Annotated in this window: 13 protein-coding genes; 7 read left to right on the forward strand and 6 right to left on the reverse strand. The window is 67.8% G+C overall.

Annotated features, from left to right (window positions below; all coding sequences use genetic code 11):
- Positions 1–121: 121 nt before the first annotated feature.
- Together N440_RS02570 and N440_RS02575 are read left to right on the forward strand one after the other, a co-directional pair.
- On the forward strand, positions 122–2,260 hold the full coding sequence (locus tag N440_RS02570) for a TonB-dependent receptor (RefSeq protein WP_133933974.1): 2,139 nt from the start codon (positions 122–124) through the stop codon (positions 2,258–2,260).
- A gap of 11 nt (positions 2,261–2,271) precedes the next feature.
- Positions 2,272–3,777, forward strand: a complete 1,506-nt coding sequence (locus N440_RS02575; protein ID WP_133933975.1) for a PepSY domain-containing protein — start codon at positions 2,272–2,274, stop codon at positions 3,775–3,777.
- Between the two features lie 9 nt (positions 3,778–3,786).
- Here N440_RS02575 and N440_RS02580 read toward each other — a convergent pair whose 3' ends face one another.
- The gene (locus N440_RS02580) at positions 3,787–4,920 is read right to left on the reverse strand and encodes an MFS transporter (protein ID WP_133933976.1); all 1,134 of its coding nucleotides are present in this window, start codon (positions 4,918–4,920) and stop codon (positions 3,787–3,789) included.
- Positions 4,921–4,931: 11 nt separating this feature from the next.
- Positions 4,932–5,708: a DeoR/GlpR family DNA-binding transcription regulator gene (locus N440_RS02585; protein WP_133933977.1), complete on the reverse strand. Its 777-nt coding sequence runs from the start codon at positions 5,706–5,708 to the stop codon at positions 4,932–4,934.
- 126 nt (positions 5,709–5,834) lie between these two features.
- On the opposite strand from N440_RS02585, the gene smqnr reads away from it, so the two are divergent.
- A complete protein-coding gene (gene smqnr / locus N440_RS02590; protein ID WP_133933978.1) occupies positions 5,835–6,482 on the forward strand; it encodes a SmQnr family pentapeptide repeat protein in 648 nt (215 codons plus the stop codon).
- Between the two features lie 15 nt (positions 6,483–6,497).
- Here the strand turns inward: smqnr and N440_RS02595 are convergent, their stop codons facing one another.
- Entirely contained in the window at positions 6,498–7,172 is a 675-nt protein-coding gene (locus N440_RS02595; RefSeq protein ID WP_133933979.1) for a class I SAM-dependent methyltransferase, read from the reverse strand.
- 78 nt (positions 7,173–7,250) lie between these two features.
- Positions 7,251–8,630, reverse strand: a complete 1,380-nt coding sequence (locus N440_RS02600; protein WP_133933980.1) for a PLP-dependent aminotransferase family protein — start codon at positions 8,628–8,630, stop codon at positions 7,251–7,253.
- Between the two features lie 132 nt (positions 8,631–8,762).
- On the opposite strand from N440_RS02600, the gene N440_RS02605 reads away from it, so the two are divergent.
- The 3 genes from N440_RS02605 (at position 8,763) to N440_RS02615 (ending at position 11,581) form a co-directional block, all read left to right on the forward strand.
- On the forward strand, positions 8,763–9,626 hold the full coding sequence (locus tag N440_RS02605) for a DMT family transporter (RefSeq protein WP_133933981.1): 864 nt from the start codon (positions 8,763–8,765) through the stop codon (positions 9,624–9,626).
- A 156-nt stretch (positions 9,627–9,782) separates the two neighbouring features.
- Complete coding sequence (locus N440_RS02610; RefSeq protein ID WP_133933982.1) at positions 9,783–10,664, forward strand: SDR family oxidoreductase; 882 nt, start codon at positions 9,783–9,785, stop codon at positions 10,662–10,664.
- A gap of 38 nt (positions 10,665–10,702) precedes the next feature.
- The gene (locus N440_RS02615; RefSeq protein WP_133933983.1) at positions 10,703–11,581 is read left to right on the forward strand and encodes a LysR family transcriptional regulator; all 879 of its coding nucleotides are present in this window, start codon (positions 10,703–10,705) and stop codon (positions 11,579–11,581) included.
- A 13-nt stretch (positions 11,582–11,594) separates the two neighbouring features.
- Here the strand turns inward: N440_RS02615 and N440_RS02620 are convergent, their stop codons facing one another.
- Positions 11,595–12,494, reverse strand: coding sequence for a LysR substrate-binding domain-containing protein (locus N440_RS02620; protein WP_133933984.1), 900 nt, complete (start codon positions 12,492–12,494; stop codon positions 11,595–11,597).
- A 106-nt stretch (positions 12,495–12,600) separates the two neighbouring features.
- Here N440_RS02620 and N440_RS02625 point away from each other — a divergent pair, with 106 nt between their 5' ends.
- Complete coding sequence (locus N440_RS02625; protein WP_133933985.1) at positions 12,601–14,118, forward strand: MFS transporter; 1,518 nt, start codon at positions 12,601–12,603, stop codon at positions 14,116–14,118.
- Here N440_RS02625 and N440_RS02630 read toward each other — a convergent pair.
- Entirely contained in the window at positions 14,102–16,189 is a 2,088-nt protein-coding gene (locus tag N440_RS02630; protein WP_133933986.1) for a TonB-dependent siderophore receptor, read from the reverse strand. The two genes, N440_RS02625 and N440_RS02630, sit on opposite strands and share 17 nt — an antisense overlap.
- Between the last annotated feature and the right edge of the window lie 44 nt (positions 16,190–16,233).

Here is a 16,233-nt window from a genome sequence, read left to right on the forward strand (position 1 = left end):
CGCGCGCTGCAGTGATCTTCCTGCCATGAGGTTGCCGGCCACGGCCGGCGCCCGCACGCGCGTGCTTATCCTTTCTGATTGCTGCCCTGCAATGCGGGGTGGCCTTGCATGCCGTGACCCAATGAAAACCTACCCCAACTCCGCGCGCCTGCGCCGGGCGCTGCTGCCTGCGCTGTGCACCTTGCTTCTGCAGGCGGCGCCTGCCCCTGCCGCCGAGGCGGTGCCTCCCACCACGCTGGATACCGTGCGCGTGGTCGACACCCGCAGCAGTGAACTGTCTTCCACCGCCAGCGCGGGTTCCGCGCTGGGCCTGAGCGTGCTGCAGACGCCGGCCGCGCTCACCGTCATCAGCCGCGACCAGCTGGAGCAGCGCGGCGATACCAACCTCAATGATGCGATCAGCCGCGCAGGTGCGATCAGCGCCATGCCGCACCCCGGCAACGGCCTGAGCGCGCTGTCCAGCCGTGGTTTCACCGATGGGGCGTCGGTGATGCGGTTGTATGACGGGTTGCGCCAGTACGGCGGCGTGGGCATCACCTTCCCGTTCGATACCTGGTCGATCGAGCGCATCGAAGTGCTGCGCGGACCGGCTTCGGTGATCCATGGCGACGGTGCGATCGGCGGCGTCATCAACATCGTGCCGAAGAAGCCCTCGCGCGGCGTCATCGAGAACGAAGTCAGCGTGACTGTCGGCAGTGAGGACACCGCACGTCTCGGATTCGGCAGCGGCGGCGCGCTGACTCCGGCGCTGGCGTACCGGCTGGACGTGAGTGGCAATTACAGCGCGGGGTGGGTCGACCGCGGGCGCAACAGTGACGCCACCTTCTCCGGTGCGCTGCTGTGGCAGCCACGCGATGACCTGCAGCTGACGCTCACCCATGCGCAGGGCCAGCAGCAGCCGATGCGCTACTTCGGCACGCCGCTGGTCGACGGTCGCCAGCTGGACGCGCTGCGCCACCGCAACTACAACGTGGAAGACAGCCAGATCCGCTTCCGTGATCGCTGGACCCAGCTCGACGCGCTGTGGACGCCCACCGCGAACGTGGAATGGCGAACCCGCGTCTACCAGATCGACAGCCAGCGCGACTGGCGCAATGCCGAGGCCTATGTCTACAACCCACGCACCGGTCTGGTTGATCGGTCCGGCAACACCCAGATCACCCACAACCAGGACCAGACCGGGCTGACCTCGACGCTGCGCGTGCAGGGTGAGGTGGGCGGCCTGGCGAACAGCTTCGCGGTGGGGCTGGATGCCAACCGTGCGCACTTCAAGCACACCAACAACACCTATGCGGGCAGTTCGGGCCCGGTCGATCCGTTCCATCCGGTGCCCGGCACGTTCGTCAGCGATGCGCCAAACCTGCCGCGCTACCGCAACCGCGCCGAGCAGTACGCGCTGTTCGTGGAGGACCGGTTGGCAGTGAGTGAGCGCTGGTCGGTACTGGGTGGACTGCGCCACGATCGTGCCGACATCGATCGCACCGATCTGATAAGCGGCCAGCGTGCGTTCTCGAAGACCTACAGCAGCACCGGGTGGCGTGCGGGCACGGTGTTTGCGCTGCGCCCGACGCTGAGCCTGTACGCGCAGTATTCGCAGGCGGCGGACCCGGTCAGCGGCCTGCTGATGATCAGCCCGGCCAACGGGGCGTTCGATCTGGCCAAGGGCCGGCAGTTCGAGGTGGGCATGAAGCAGGCGTTCGATGGCGGCGAGTGGACGCTGGCCGCCTACCGCATCCGCAAGACCGGTCTGCTCAGCCGTGACCCGCTGCAGCCCGACCGCCGGGTGCAGGTGGGCGCGCAGACCTCCAGGGGCATCGAGGCCTCGTTGAACTGGAACTTCGCGCCGCACTGGTCACTGGATGCCAACGCGACGGTGCTGAAGGCCGAGTTCGAGGACTTCCTGGAAACCACGGGGACGCCGCCGGTGCTGGTCTCGCGCGACGGCAACGTGCCGCCGAATGTGGCCGAACGCCTGGTCAACGTGTGGTTGAGCTGGCAGTTCCTGCCCGACTGGACCCTGGCAGGTGGCGCGCGCTACGTCGGCAAGCGCTATGCCGACAATGCCAACACGCTGGAGCTGCCGGGCTACAGCACCACCGACCTGGCACTGACCTGGCAGACGACACCGCGCACGCGGTTGTCGGCACGCATGTTCAATGTGTTCGACAAGGCGTACTACGCCACCGCGTACTACACCAGTACGCAGTGGTTGTTGGGTGCGGACCGGCGCGTCGAATTCACTGTCGATCATCGCTTCTGAGGGCAAGGGCCATGTCGCTGCGTTCCACCGCCAAGCGCTGGACCTATCTGGTGCATCGCTGGCTGGGCATCGGCGGATGCCTGTTGATGCTGCTCTGGTTCGTCAGCGGCATGGTGATGCTGTTCATCGGCTATCCAAAGCTGACACCCGGCGAGCGCCTGGCGGCGTTGCCGGTGCTGGGTGATGCCGTCGACTGGCGAGGGCTGTCGGCGCTGCCAGGCGCTGTACAGGCCGAGCCGGAGGCCGTGGCGCTGACCACGCTGCGTGGCGAACCCACCTATGTGGTACGCAGCGGCAGCAACGTCGGTGCGTGGTCGGCGCGGACAGGCCAGGCGCTGCTGCCAGTGTCGGCACAGCATGCTGAAGCGTCGGCGGCGCAGTTTGCCGGCGGGCAGGCGTTCGTCGGCGCAATGCGTGTGGATGAGGATCGCTGGACGCACTCGCGCGCGCTGGATGCGCATCGGCCGCTGTACCGGGTCGAGGTGGGCGGCGCGCAACCGGGAGACGTGTACGTGTCCTCGCATACCGGCGAGGTGGTGCTGGATGCGCCGCATGCGCAGCAGCGCTGGAACTATGTGGGCGCGTGGCTGCATTGGCTGTACTTCCTGCGCATGCAGTCGGTGGATCCGGTATGGACCTGGGCGGTGATCGTGCTGTCGGCGCTGTGCACCGTGGCGGCGATCAGTGGCATCGTGGTTGGCCTGTGGCGCTGGCGTTTCCGTGGGCGCTACCGCTCCGGTGCGAAGACGCCGTATGTCGAACCCTGGATGCGCTGGCACCACCTGATCGGGCTGGTCGCTGCTGCCTTCGTGTTCACCTGGATCTTCAGCGGCTTGATGTCGATGAATCCGCTGGGCGTGTTCAGCAGTACCCGCGATGCGATCGATCCCACTCGTTATCGCGGTGACAGGGTGGCGGTGGACGGGACGCTGGCCGAGCCGTCGGCGTTGCTGGCGGTCGCCGGCGAGGCGCGGTTCTGGCCGGTGGAAATCCAGTGGCGGCGCATTGGCGGCGAGCTGTTTGCGCTGCTGCTGGATGGGCAGGGCGATACCCGTATCGTGTCCATGGCTGAAGGGCGGCTTCAGGTATCGCGCCACCTGCCGGTGGCGTGGTTGCAGCTGAAGGCGCGGGCGATCTCGCATGCACCGATGCAGGGTTTCTCGCTGCTGCAGGCGCCGGACGCTTACTACTACCCGCGCGCGCCTGAGGCCATGAACGGTGCGGCCGTGCGCCGCTTCCCGGTGGCGGTTGCGGATTTCGATGATGCCGAAGCGACGCGTGTCTACCTCGACCTTGGCACCGGTGACCCGCTGTTGACGATGGGGCACCGCGAGCGGGTAGGGCGCTGGCTGTTCTACTTCCTGCACAGCTGGGACCTGCCGGCGATGCTGCGGCAGGACATCGCGCGACTGGGTGTGTTGTTGCTGCTGAGCGTGGCGGGTACTGCGTTGTGCATGACTGCCACGGTAATCGGCTATCGGCGGTTGCGGATGAAGGTGCGGCGTCGGCGGCGCTGATGCGGCGGGTCACACCCGCAGCCAGCGGGTGGACATTGCCACCAGCAACAGGGCCGTCGCCACGCCGATGAACGCGGCGATCAGGCCGAAGTGATTGGCGGCGAAGCCGATCAGCGCCGGGCCGGCAAGGATGCCGGCGAAGCCCAGCGTCGACACTGCCGTGATCGCCAGCGCACCGGGCATGCGGGTCTGGTGGCCAGCCAGCGAGAACAGGGCCGGCGCGATGTTGGCGCAGCCCAGACCCACCAGCACATAGCCGGCCAGGGATGCCTGCCAGGGCGTGACCAGAGTCAGCACCAGCACGCCGCTGGCGGCGAGCAGGGCGCCGAACACGATCGCGCGCTGGCGACCGACGCGCGCCACCAGCGCATCGCCGAACAGGCGCGCGACGGTCATGGTCAGGGTGAAGGTCACATAGCCGATGCCGGCCAGGCTGGCATCGACGCGGCGCACATCGCTGAGAAACACCGCACTCCAGTCCAGCATCGCACCTTCGCCGAGGAAGGCGATGAACGCCAGAACCCCGATGAACAGCACCACGCCGTGCGGCATCGCCAGCATCGGCGTGTCATGCGGCATGCGCTCACTGTGCCAGTGCGACGCCGACAACAGCATCGCCAGCAGCATGGCGCCCACGCCGACAAGCACCGACGCCAACGGTGGCAGCTGTGCGCTGAGCAGCACGGTCATGGTGGCCGCACCAAGGAACCCGCCGATGCTGAAGAAGGCATGGAAACCGGACATCATCACGCGCCGGGCTTCGCGCTCGACGATCACCGCCTGCACGTTCATCGTGCAGTCCATCGCGCCCACGGCGGCGCCGAACACGAACAGCACCAGCCCCAGCAGCCAGGCCGTGTCGGCCAACACCAGCCCTGGCACACTGAGGCAGATCAGCAGCGTGCTGGCCACCATCACCCGACGGCAACCCAGGCGCGCGGCCAGCACGCCGGACAACGGCATCGCCAGCAGCGAACCGGCGCCCAGGCAGAGCAGCACCAGGCCCAGCGTGGCATCGTTGATGTCCGTGCGTGACTTGGCGAACGGCACCAGCGTGGCCCACAACGCGGTAGCGAAGCCGGGAATGAAGAACGCAGCGCGGGTCGCGTGCTGTTCGGCACGCGCGCGGTTGGCAAGGGACATGAGCGGTACGGTCAGGGCAGGGTGGGGTGTACCGCGATGCCGGCGGCACGGAAGCGTGCGGCCAGTGCGGGAGGCGCCGACGTGGTCAGCACCAGGTCGTCGATCTCGTCGAGGCTGGCGATCTGCCAGTTGCCGCGCGCGCCGAGCTTTTCGGTAGTGGCAGCGACGATGACGCGGCTGCTGCACGCCACCATCGCGCGCTTCAGCGTGGCTTCTTCCGAATCCATCGCCCACACGCCGGTGTCGCCGTCCACCGCGCACGGTCCCGGCAGGTACACATCGGCGCGCAGCCGCTGCACCTGGGCCAGCGCTTCGGCACCGACCGCGCCGCCACCGCTGGCCAGGCGGCCGCCGATCAGCTGCACGGCGGTGCCTTCATGCACGCTGGCGGCGGTGGCGATCTGCGGCGCGTTGGTGATCAGCGTCAATCCCAACGCGGCGGGCAGCTGCTGGGCGATGGCCAGGTTGGTCGACCCGGCATCGAGCAGTACCACCTGGCCGGGCTGCAGCAGGGCGCAGACGCGCGCGGCCAGTTCTGCCTTGCCGCCGCGATCGCGGGTCAGGCGTTCGCGCAGCGGGCGTTCCTTCGGCGGCGGCAGCACGGCCCCGCCGTAGACACGCTGGCACAGGCCCTGCGCCGCCAGCTCGCGCAGGTCGCGGCGGATCGAATCTTCGGAGACGGCATAGCGGCGCGCCAGGTCGGCGGCCACTACGCGACCCTGCTGGCGCAGTTCCTCAAGGATCTGCTGGGGGCGCTGGGCGGGAAGGGGGCTGGGATCGGAGCTCATGTCGGGAATCATGCATGAATGTGCATGAACGTGCAATATCAGGCATTGCGTTCCGCGGCGCTGGCGGGGTTGGGAATACGGCGCTTGCCCGGCATCATGGCCGCGCTCCCTGGCATGGAATCCCTGATGTCCCCCACCGTTCACCACAAGCTGCGCATTGGCGCCGACCAGTACACCGGCCAGAAGGTGGTCGACCAGCAGTTCCAGCAATGCGATTTTTCCGGCGCGGATCTGACCGCCACCGAGTTCATCAACTGCAGCTTCTACGACGCCGACAGCCGCAGCGGTTGCCGCTTCAATGGTGCCACGCTGAAGGAGGCCAGCTTCCGTGGCTGCGACATCAGCATGTGCCATTTCAATTTCATCAAGGCACTGGGCCTGGAGATCAGCGAATGCCGCGCGCAGGGCGCGGACTTCAGCAACGCCAGCTTCATGAACCAGATCACCACGCGCAGCGGGTTCTGTAGTGCCTTCATCAAGAAGTCGAACCTGCGCTACGCCAATTTCTCGCGGGTGACGCTGGAAAAGTGCGAGCTGTGGGAGAACCGCTGGGACGGCGCCAATGTGAGCGGCGCCAGTTTCGCCGGCTCGGACCTGTCCGGTGGCCAGTTCGAGGGCATCGACTGGAACAGCGCCAACTTCACCGACTGCGACCTGACCAACTCCGAGCTGGGCGAGCTGGACCTGCGCAGCACCAACCTGCGCGGTGCGACATTGGACGTGCAGCAGGTGGCGCTGTTGATGCAGCGCATCGGCATCACCGTGGTGCCGTGATCTGGCCCGGATGCATCACGTCGCGTAGGCCACCCAGCCCTTGAAACTGAAGCCGGCGTAGAACAGTTCCACGTCGTCGAAGCCGGCCTCCTGCAGCAGCGCGACCTCCTGCTGGGGCGACAGCAACGGCAGCCGCTCGGCAATGGCTTCGATCGCGCGCTGTGCATCCACGCGCGCAACGCCAGAGGCTTCTGCGAACGCCGCATAGCGCTGCAACCAGCGCAGCTTGCCGTCCGGATCCTGCGGCACGCTGTGGTGAGCGACCACCAGAGGGGCACCCGTGCGCAGTCGCTTGTGTAGTTCGCGCAGCGTATGCAGGCGTTGCGTGGCGTCGAGGAAGTGCAGGGTCAGCAGGCAGCTGGCGCCGTCGAAGCGCACGTCCGGAGCATCGTCGATGTAGCCTTCCAGCAGCTCAACGCGTGCGTTCAACGGGCCCAGCGTCTGCTCGGCCAGCGCCAGCATCGGTGCGGCCGGGTCCACGCCCAGCAGCTGCCAGCCCGGTTGTGCCTCGGCAAAGGCTTTCAGCTCCAGGCCGCCACCGGCGCCCAGCACCAGCACGCGCCCCTGCTCGGGGACCCGTTCGGCCAGCAGCAGGCGACTCATCTGCTGCAGGGCGAGATAGCCCGGCACCTGGCGCAGCGGGCCTTCGGCATAGCGGGCCACGGCCTGCGGATCGGAAAACGAGGACATGCGGGCATTCCTGCAACGGGGACTTACCACTGTACCGTGGCACGCAAGTGCCGGAGCCGCAGGGCACCGGCATCGCGTTCAGCGCAAGGCCTGCGCCAACACCTGCCAGATCCGCGGGTCCTGGCATTGCGAGACATTGAAGCGCAGGTAGTCGACCGCGCGCTGCGACTGGCTGAAGGCGTTGCCCGGTGCCAGTACGATTCCCTCGCGCAGGCAGTGCCGCGCCAGGGCCGCGGCGTCGCGGCCATCGGGCAGCTGGCACCACAGGAACAGACCGGCTTCGGGCAGCAGCCACGGGGTGATGCCCAGCGCGTGCAGTTTCCGCAGCGCATGCCGGCGTGCATCGGCCAGGCGCGAACGCACCGACTGCATGTGGCGACGATAACCACTGTCGGTCAGCGCGATGTGCATCAGCTGCATCGCCAGATGGCCGCCGCCGAAGCTGGTTGCCAGCTTCAGGTCGGTCAGCGCGTCGATCCAGTCGTGGCGCGCCGCGATATAGCCGCAGCGTGAGGCCGCCGACAGCGTCTTGGAAAAACTGCCGACGTGGATCACCCGCGACAGACCATCCAGCGCGGCAAGCCGGGGGGCGGGATGCAGCTCGAAGTCGGCGAAGATGTCGTCCTCGACGATGACCAGTTCGCTGTGCTCGGCCAGGCCCAGCAGGCGGTGAGCGGTGCTGGCGGAAAGCACGGCGCCGGTCGGGTTGTGCAGGCCCGAATTGGTGATGTACAGCCGTGGCGAATGCGCCTGCAGCGCCTGCGCAAACGCATCAAGGTCCGGCCCGGTGTGGGTGTACGGCACGCCTACGGCCTGCACCTGGTGTGCCTTCAGCAGCGCGTGGTAGTTGAAGTAGCTGGGGTCATCCACCAGCACGCAGTCGCCGGGCTTGAGCAGGAAGCGGCAGATCAGGTCGACCGCATGTGTACCCGATTCGGTCAGCAGGATCTGTTCCATCGGCGCGTCGATGCCCAGTGCAGCAGCACGCCGCTGCAGCAACTGGCGCAATGCGGGCAGGCCGAGCGGGCCGGCGTAGTCGACCAGCTGCGATGCATCGACACGTCCCAGCCGGCGCAGGCCACGACGCATGCCGTCCTGGTACAGCCAGTCGCTGGGCATCCAGCCGCAGCCCGGCTTGAGGTGGCCCGCGGGCGTTTCCAGCGATTGCCTCGATACCCACAGCGGGTCCACAACGCGATCCAGCCGCGGCTCCATCGCGGCCAGCGCCAGCGGTGCGGCCGGGCCACTGACGTAGAAGCCAGAGCCCGCGCGCGCGCTGATGACGCCTTCGGCCGCCAGGCGCTCGTAAGCCTCGACCACGGTGGAGACCGATACGCCCATCGCTGCCGCCTGCGCGCGCACCGACGGCAGGCGGGAACCGGGGCCGTCCACGCGCGCGCTGATGCGGCTGCGGACGGTCTGGATGACTGATTCGATGCGGGTGAGCGGACGCGACATGGCGGGACTGTAGTGGAAGTGTGGGCAGTACAGTTACTTGCGACTGTACTGGATTGTAGCTGGGGCGCCCCCGGCGATGGATGTTCCCATGCAGGTTCCGCCGGGCAATGCCGGCACGACAGGAATATAGGCGTGGAACGGTCAGCGAGCGGTTGGATCAATGGCTTCATCGGTGTGGTGATCTTCGCCGGCTCGTTACCGGCCACCCGCCTGGCGGTGCTTGAACTGGACGCCGGGTTCGTCACCGCCGCACGCGCCACGATCGCTGCGGTGCTTGGCCTTGGCCTGTTGCTGCTGTTGCGCCAGCCCTGGCCGCGGCGCAGTGACCTGCCCGGGCTGGTGGTGGTCAGCCTTGGCGTGGTGGTCGGTTTCCCGCTGCTGACCGCGTTGGCGCTGCGCCATGCGTCATCGGCGCACACCATTGTGTTCGTCGGCCTGCTGCCACTGAGTACCGCACTTTTCGGGGTGTTGCGCGGTGGCGAGCGGCCGCGCCCGGCGTTCTGGCTGTTCTCGCTGCTGGGCAGCGCCTGCGTGGTCGGCTACGCAATGCGCAATGGCATCGAGGCCTCGCTGCAGGCCGACCTGCTGATGCTGGCCGCGATCCTTGCCTGCGGGCTTGGCTATGCCGAAGGCGGCCGGCTGGCCCGCCATCTCGGCGGCTGGCAGGTGATCAGCTGGGCACTGCTGCTGGCGTTGCCGGTGATGCTGCCGCTGAGCGTGGTGATGCGCCCGGCCTCGTTCGCCGCGGTGGGCGCGCCTGCGTGGTGGGCACTGGGCTACGTGGCGGTGTTCAGCATGCTGGTCGGCTTCCTGTTCTGGTACCGCGGGTTGGCCCAGGGCGGTATCGCCGCGGTCGGCCAGCTGCAGCTGCTGCAACCGTTCTTCGGCCTGGCGCTGGCCGCGTTGCTGCTGCACGAATCGGTCAGCGCCGGCATGGTGCTGGTAACACTGGGCGCGGTGGTCTGCGTGGCCGGCGCGCGCCACTTCAGCCGCTAGCAAAAGGGGACGGAGGGGATTAAGTCGCTATTGCCCCTTGTGTGCCGGAAGCGACTTAATCCCCTCCGTCCCCTTTTCTGGTGATAGCGCGGGCATATCGTGGGGTGTGGTGAACGGTATTGGCCGGTGCCCCCGCCCGTGGCTGAAGCTGTGCGGATGCAACCTGTTTCCCGAATTTCCTTTGAAGGCCAGGTGGGGCTGGTGACCGGTGCCGCCGGTGGACTGGGCCTGGCCTACAGTCGCCTGCTGGCCGAGCGTGGTGCGCACGTGGTGATGCACGACGTCGGTGCCGGCACCGATGGGCGTGGCACCGATCCGCTGCGCATCCAGCACAGTGCCGACGCCTTGCAGGCGCGGGGGCTGGCGGTGCAGGCCGTCAGTGATTCCATCGATCATCGTGCCGGTTGCCACGCGCTGGTGCAGGATCTGCAGCAGCAGCATGGCCGCATCGATTTCCTGATCCACAACGCTGGCTGGGTGGAGTACCAGGCGTTGGAAGCGGTCGAGGACGATGCGCTGGAGCGGATGCTGTGCCTGGCCGCGAAGACACCCCTGTGGCTGGCGCAGGCGGCGTGGCCGGCGATGCGCGCGGCGGGCGGTGGCCGCATCGTCATCACCACCTCCGATCGCGCGCTGTATCCGCAGTACGCGCAACGTGGCCTTTCCGCCTATGCGATGGGAAAGCTGGCCGCGCTTGGTCTGGTCAATGTGCTGGCGCTGGAAGGTGCCGGGCATGGCATCGTGGTCAATGCGGTTTCTCCGGTGGCCAAGACGCGGATGTGGGGCATCGACGGCGAGCCGGACGAGCTGCATCCGGAGGCAGTCGCGCAGGGCGTGGCCTTTCTGGCATCGACGCGCTGTCAGGACGGTGGGTGGGTGTTGCGTGCAAGCAATGGCCAGTTCCATGCATTGCGCCTGCAGGAAGCGGAGCATGTCGCATATCCGCGCGATCTGCGCGCCGTCAGCGCCGACAGCATCGAGTCGGTGGCCCTGCAGTGGCCGGCCATCGCCCGCGCCAGTGTGGACGTGCGCAGCTGAGGGCGTACCCTAGGCAGATTCCCACTGCCTGCATCGAGATGATCGACCTGCGCCTGCTCCGCCAGTTCGTGGCCGTGGCCGAAGAACTGCACTTCCACCGCGCCGCCGCCCGGCTGCACATGTCGCAGCCACCGCTGACGGCGGCAATACGACGGCTGGAAGACGAACTGGGCAGTGAGCTGATCGTGCGTGGCAACCGTACCCTGGGCCTGACCGTCGCCGGGCAGACCTTGCTGGTGGAAGCGCGTGCGACGCTGCAGCAGGCCGAACAGGCGCTGCAGCGCACCCGTGAAGCCGCCGCAGGGCAGAGTGGCAGCCTGCAGGTGGGCTATGTCGGCAGCGCCTTGTACGGTCGGCTTCCCGGTTTGATCCGCCGCTTCCGCCAGCAGTATCCGCAGGTGCGGCTGCATCTGCAGGAGGCGACCTCACGCCAGCAGCAGCTGTGGTTGCGTGAGCAGCGCATCGATGTCGGCGTGCTGATTCCACCGATTCCTGCCGCCGAACTACAGTTGCACGACTTCGACCACGATCATCTGGCGATTGCGCTGCCGCGAGCGCATGCGCTGGCCGCGTTGCCCGAAGTGAGCGTGGCGATGCTGGCCGATGAACCCTTCGTGTCGTGGCCAGCGGGCGAGGGCATCGGCTTCCATGCACAGGTGCTGGGCCTGTGCACCGCGGCGGGATTCACTCCGCGCGTGGTGCAGGAGGCGCAGGGCATGCATGCGGTGCTTTCGCTGGTGGCGGTGGATGCGGGCGTGGCGATCGTGCCGGCCAGCATGAGCAGTTTCCGTCCGGAGGAGATCGTCTACCGGAGGGTGGGCGGTGACGCCGCGCGCTTTGCCCTGCAGCTGTGCGTGCGCCCTGAGCAACCGTCGCCGGTGCTGTGCAATTTCCTGGACGCCGCGAACGCGAGCTGATCCTGCCGGCCGCCTAGGCGTGTTCGCCCTGGAACAGATGCGCCACGGCGTAGTCGATGAATACCCGCAGGCGCGCGCTGGGGTGGCGTCCACCCGGCCATAGCAGCGAGAACTGCCCCTGGTGCGTGGGCAGCGCAGGCAGCACCCGTTGCAGTCGGCCGTCGGCCAGCGCGTCGGCGGCGAGGAAGTCCGGCATCCAGGCCAGGCCCATGCAACCAATCGCAGCGGCCAGCACGGCTTCCATGTTGTTGCAGGTCATCGCCGTCGGCAGGCCCGCTCCGGCATCGCCTTCGACGCCCGGCAGCTGCCACGGATGCAGCTTTCCGGTGGTCGGGTAACGGAAGCGCAGCGCGGCATGCATGCGCAGCTCGCTCACATCACCGGGCGTGCCGTGCGCGTGCAGATAGCCGGGGGCCGCACAGAGGATGAAACGAAACCCGCCCAGCCGCCGCGCGGTCAGGCTGGAATCGGCCAGCTCACCGCTGCGTATCACTGCGTCGAGGCCTTCGCTGACCACATCGACGATGCGGTCATTGAAATCCAGTTCCAGCTGCACGTGCGGATAGCGCTGCTGGAAACCGGGCAGCACCGGCAGCAGGAAGCGATAGCCGATGGTCGGCAGTCCGATGCGCAGCAGCCCACTGGGCGCGTGCTGTCGCTGCGCCAGGTCCGCCTGCGCTTCGGAAAGCTCGTCCAGGGCACGCCGGCAGCGTTGCAGCAGCAGATCGCCCTCATCGGTGAGGTGTACACGGCGGGTGGTGCGATGGAACAGACGCGTTCCCAGGTCCTGCTCGAGGCGGGCGATGCGCTTGCCCACCGCCGACGCGGACAGGCCGAGAACGCGGGCGGCACCGACGATGCTGCCCGCCTCCGCAGTGCGGACGAAGGCGAGCAGGGCAGAGATGGAGTCCATGCCCGAATGATTGCGGAACATCAGGCCGCAATCAACGTCCATCGAGCCTGTTTTTCAGGAATAGCGGCCTGTCCATCATCAATGCCCCTGATGGATGGAGGCCCGCATGGCCCCGGTTTCGATGCTCCCCTTGCCTGTCCGTGCGCAGCAGCGCTGGACGCTGCTTGCTGTCTGCCTGGCCGCACTGGCGCTGCCGTTGTCCTTCTCGGCCGGCGCGGTCGCGGTGCCGGTGCTGGCCCGTTCCGCAGCGGCCTCACCCACTGCGCTGGCCTGGGTGACCAATGCGTTCATGCTCACCTTCGGCAGCCTGTTGCTTGCTGCCGGCGGCCTGGCCGACCGCTATGGTCGGCGGCGGCTGTTCCTGCTGGGGACGGTCGGGTTCACCGCCGCCACAGCCGTGGTCTGCCTGGCGCCCACGCTGCTGTGGCTGGACCTGGCGCGCGGGCTGCAGGGCGTTGCCGCTGCAGCCGCGCTGGCGTCCGGCACCGCCGCATTGGCGCAGGCCTGGCAGGGACCGGCGCGCGCCCGCATCTTTGCCCTGCTGGGCACGACATTCGGTGCAGGGTTGGCACTGGGGCCGCTGCTTGCCGGCCTTCTGCTGCAGGCACTGGGGTGGCGCAGCGTGTTCGCCGCCGGTGGCGTGCTGGCGTTGGCGGCCTTCGTGCTGGGCGCGCGCGTGTTGCCTGAAAGCCATGGCGACCGCGGACGGTTGGACCTCGGCGGCATGCTCGGCTTCAGCCTGATGCTGGCAGCGCTGACCCTGGCCCTGCTGTGGCTGGGCGAATTCGGGCTGCATGCCCTGCGCGTGCAGCTGGCGCTGCTGGCGACGCTGCTGTTGGGCGGGGTGTTCGTCTGCATCGAACGGCTGCATCGCTCACCCTTGCTGGACCTCTCACTGTTCTCGCAACCGGCGTTCCTCGGTGTCCAGCTGCTGCCGGTGGCCACCTGCTTCGGCTACGTGGTGCTGCTGGTGGTACTGCCGCTGCAGTTGCTGGGCGTGCACGGGCAAAGCGCGACCGCGGTCGGATTGCAGATGCTGGCCCTGTCCGCGCCGATGCTGGCACTGCCGATGCTGGCCGCGCGCTGGGCCGAGCGCATCGGAAGTGCGCGGCTGTGCACGCTGGGCCTGCTGGTCTGTGCCACCGGCCTGTACCTGCTGTCGCACCACGCGTCGCACCCGTCGCCTTCGCAGTGGGTGCCGTTGTTGATGCTGATCGGTGCCGGAACGGCCTTGCCGTGGGGCTTGATGGATGGGCTGTCGGTCAGCGTGGTGCCGGTGCAGCGTGCAGGCATGGCCGCTGGCATCTTCGGAACGGTGCGCGTAGCCGGCGAAGGCATTGCGTTGGCCGCAGTGACCGCGTTGCTTGCGCTGCTGATCGGACAGCGGCTGCAGGGCGCGTCACCCGCGTCGCTGGCCAGGGCCGGGGCCTATCTGGCGACCGGTGCGCATGCACAGGCGCAGGCGCTGCTTCCGGCGATGCGCGGCGCACACCTGCAGCAGGCCAGTGCCGAAGCGCTGGCGATACTGCTGCGGGTGCTGGCGTTGCTGACCGCCGCCTGTGCCGTGCTGCTGCACGTACTGCTGCGGCGGCCAGCGTTGGCCGTGATCAGAACCGATAGGTGATGGTTCCGGTAACCACCCGCGGGTAGCCGGCGAAGCAGTCACCGAAGGTACGGCACGGAGCGTAGTAGCGCTTGTCGGTGAGGTTGGTGATGTTCAACGCCATCGTCCAGTCGGTCACCTGCACTTCCACCAGGGCATCGGCCAGCGTGTAGCTGGGAGTGATGATGCGCCCGCCATTGCCCAGCGACACGGTGTTGCCGACATGGCGCACGCCCAGGCCCAGGCGCAGGCGTGCGCCGTCGTCCAGCGGGAAGCCCTTCGAGACCCAGGCCGAGGCCAGGTCCTGCGGGGTGTCGTTAAGGCGTTGGCCCACTTCCAATGCGAAGTTGCTGCGGCTGACTTCGGCCTCGTTGCGCGCAACGGCGGCGGTGATCGTCAGCTCGTTGGCGAACTGGAACTGGCCCTCCAGCTCCACACCCTTGGAGCGGATCTGCCCGGTCTGCACCACGTTCAGCACGTTGTCCGGGTCGTTGGTCTGCCGGTTGGTCTCGGTGATGCGGTACGCGGCCATCGTCAGCAGCAGGTTGCGCGCGGGTTGCCATTTGATGCCGGCCTCGGTCTGGCGGCCGCGCATCGGCTTGAAGGCCTGGCCGAACAGGTCCTGGCCGGCAACCGGCAGGAACGATTCGCTGTAGCTCAGATAGGGCGACAGTCCTGCGCCCAGTTCGCCGATCAGGCCGGCGCGATAGGTGGTGGCGTTGTCGGTCTGGCTGGGCTGGCCATCGGTCTTCGAGCGTGCATGGTCGCGTCGTGCGCCCAGCACCAGTGAAACGCGGTCGGCCCAGCGGATCTGATCCTGCAGGTAGAGGCCGAGCTGGGTGGAGGTCTGGTCCGGCTGGCGCTCCCAGCCGCGCACCGTCGGTGCCACTGATACCGGGGCGTAGATGTCGATCGGCGTGCCGGTGGCATCCAGGCGCTGCAGCTGCTCCCGGTACTGGCTGTAGTCGACGCCGGCCAGCAGCAGGTGTTGGAAGGCACCCGTGGCGAAGTCGAACTGCAGGGCGTTGTCGGCACTGAAGATCTGCACGTCGGGGCGGGTGCCGTAGGCGGTGCGGTTGACCACGCGACGTTCGGCATCGATGAAGGGATCGGCCGGGTTGCTGTAGCTGTCCACGTACAGCTGCTGCAGCGTCGTTTTGCCATCGATGTAGCGCATGGCCGAGCGCAGGCTGAGCACGTCGTTGAAGCGGTGGTCGAACAGCGCGGTGAGGCTGTAGACACGCGAGTCGATGCGGTCGAAGTCAGGGTCGCCGATGAACGTGGAGGGATCGAGGCGGCGTCCCGGGGGCGCCAGCAGCGTCGCTGCCAACGGCAGGAACTGCTGGCTGGAGCCGGTCCTGTCGTGCTGGTAGCTGGCCAGCAGGCTGAAGGTGCTGCGTTCGCTGCGCCAGCTGATCGAAGGCGCAAGGTAGACACGGTCGTCCTTGAGCGTATCGGTCTGCATGTTCGACTCACGCACCAGGCCGACGAAGCGCCCGGCAACCGTGCCGGCATCGTTCAACGCACCGCCGATGTCGCCCTGAAGCTGCCTGCGGTCGAAGCTGCCAAGCTGCACGCCTACCTCGCCCGCCACGTTGCCGAACGTCGGGCGCTTGCTCATCGCATTGATGATGCCGCCGGTGGCGCCTGCGCCGTACAGCACCGACGAAGGACCGCGCAGCACTTCCACGCGCTCCAGGCCATAGATTTCCGGTCGTGCCAACGGGCTGAACCCGTAACTGCGGCGGAGGCCATCCTGGTACTGCACTGGATCCAGGCCGCGTACCGAGGTGGCATCGTTGCGGGTATCCAGGCCCCACGCGTCGGCGGTGACGCCGGCGCTGTAGCGCAGCACTTCCTGCAGGTTGTGCGCGCCGCGATCGGTGAACAGTTGCTGGGTGACCACGCTGATCGCCTGTGGCGTCTGGGTCAGGGCGGTGTCGGTCTTGGTCGCGGTACTGGCACGCTCGGCCACCACGCTGACGCGGTCCAGGGTGCGGGGAGTCGGCGCGTCGTCGGCCAGTGCGGCGTGTGCAACGAGGCTGCCGGGCAGGGCGAGGGCAAGCGAGAGCAGGGTGCGGCGGGCGGGCATGGCGGTCGGTCCACGGAAGATCGCCGCGGATTATCGGGATTGCA

Origin of the sequence: Stenotrophomonas sp. CC22-02, assembly GCF_004365115.1 — a bacterium.
Taxonomy (GTDB): Bacteria; Pseudomonadota; Gammaproteobacteria; order Xanthomonadales; family Xanthomonadaceae; genus Stenotrophomonas; species Stenotrophomonas forensis.

Bases quoted from the DNA above. Each gene is read 5' to 3' on its own strand.
- N440_RS02600 (WP_133933980.1), bottom strand. From the start codon at position 8,630: ATGTCGCGTCCGCTCACCCGCATCGAATCAGTCATCCAGACCGTCCGC.
- N440_RS02595 (WP_133933979.1), bottom strand. From the start codon at position 7,172: ATGTCCTCGTTTTCCGATCCGCAGGCCGTGGCCCGCTATGCCGAAGGC.
- N440_RS02630 (WP_133933986.1), bottom strand. From the start codon at position 16,189: ATGCCCGCCCGCCGCACCCTGCTCTCGCTTGCCCTCGCCCTGCCCGGC.
- N440_RS02585 (WP_133933977.1), bottom strand. From the start codon at position 5,708: ATGAGCTCCGATCCCAGCCCCCTTCCCGCCCAGCGCCCCCAGCAGATC.
- N440_RS02610 (WP_133933982.1), top strand. From the start codon at position 9,783: ATGCAACCTGTTTCCCGAATTTCCTTTGAAGGCCAGGTGGGGCTGGTG.
- N440_RS02570 (WP_133933974.1), top strand. From the start codon at position 122: ATGAAAACCTACCCCAACTCCGCGCGCCTGCGCCGGGCGCTGCTGCCT.
- N440_RS02625 (WP_133933985.1), top strand. From the start codon at position 12,601: ATGGCCCCGGTTTCGATGCTCCCCTTGCCTGTCCGTGCGCAGCAGCGC.
- smqnr (WP_133933978.1), top strand. From the start codon at position 5,835: ATGTCCCCCACCGTTCACCACAAGCTGCGCATTGGCGCCGACCAGTAC.
- N440_RS02580 (WP_133933976.1), bottom strand. From the start codon at position 4,920: ATGTCCCTTGCCAACCGCGCGCGTGCCGAACAGCACGCGACCCGCGCT.
- N440_RS02615 (WP_133933983.1), top strand. From the start codon at position 10,703: ATGATCGACCTGCGCCTGCTCCGCCAGTTCGTGGCCGTGGCCGAAGAA.
- N440_RS02620 (WP_133933984.1), bottom strand. From the start codon at position 12,494: ATGGACTCCATCTCTGCCCTGCTCGCCTTCGTCCGCACTGCGGAGGCG.
- N440_RS02575 (WP_133933975.1), top strand. From the start codon at position 2,272: ATGTCGCTGCGTTCCACCGCCAAGCGCTGGACCTATCTGGTGCATCGC.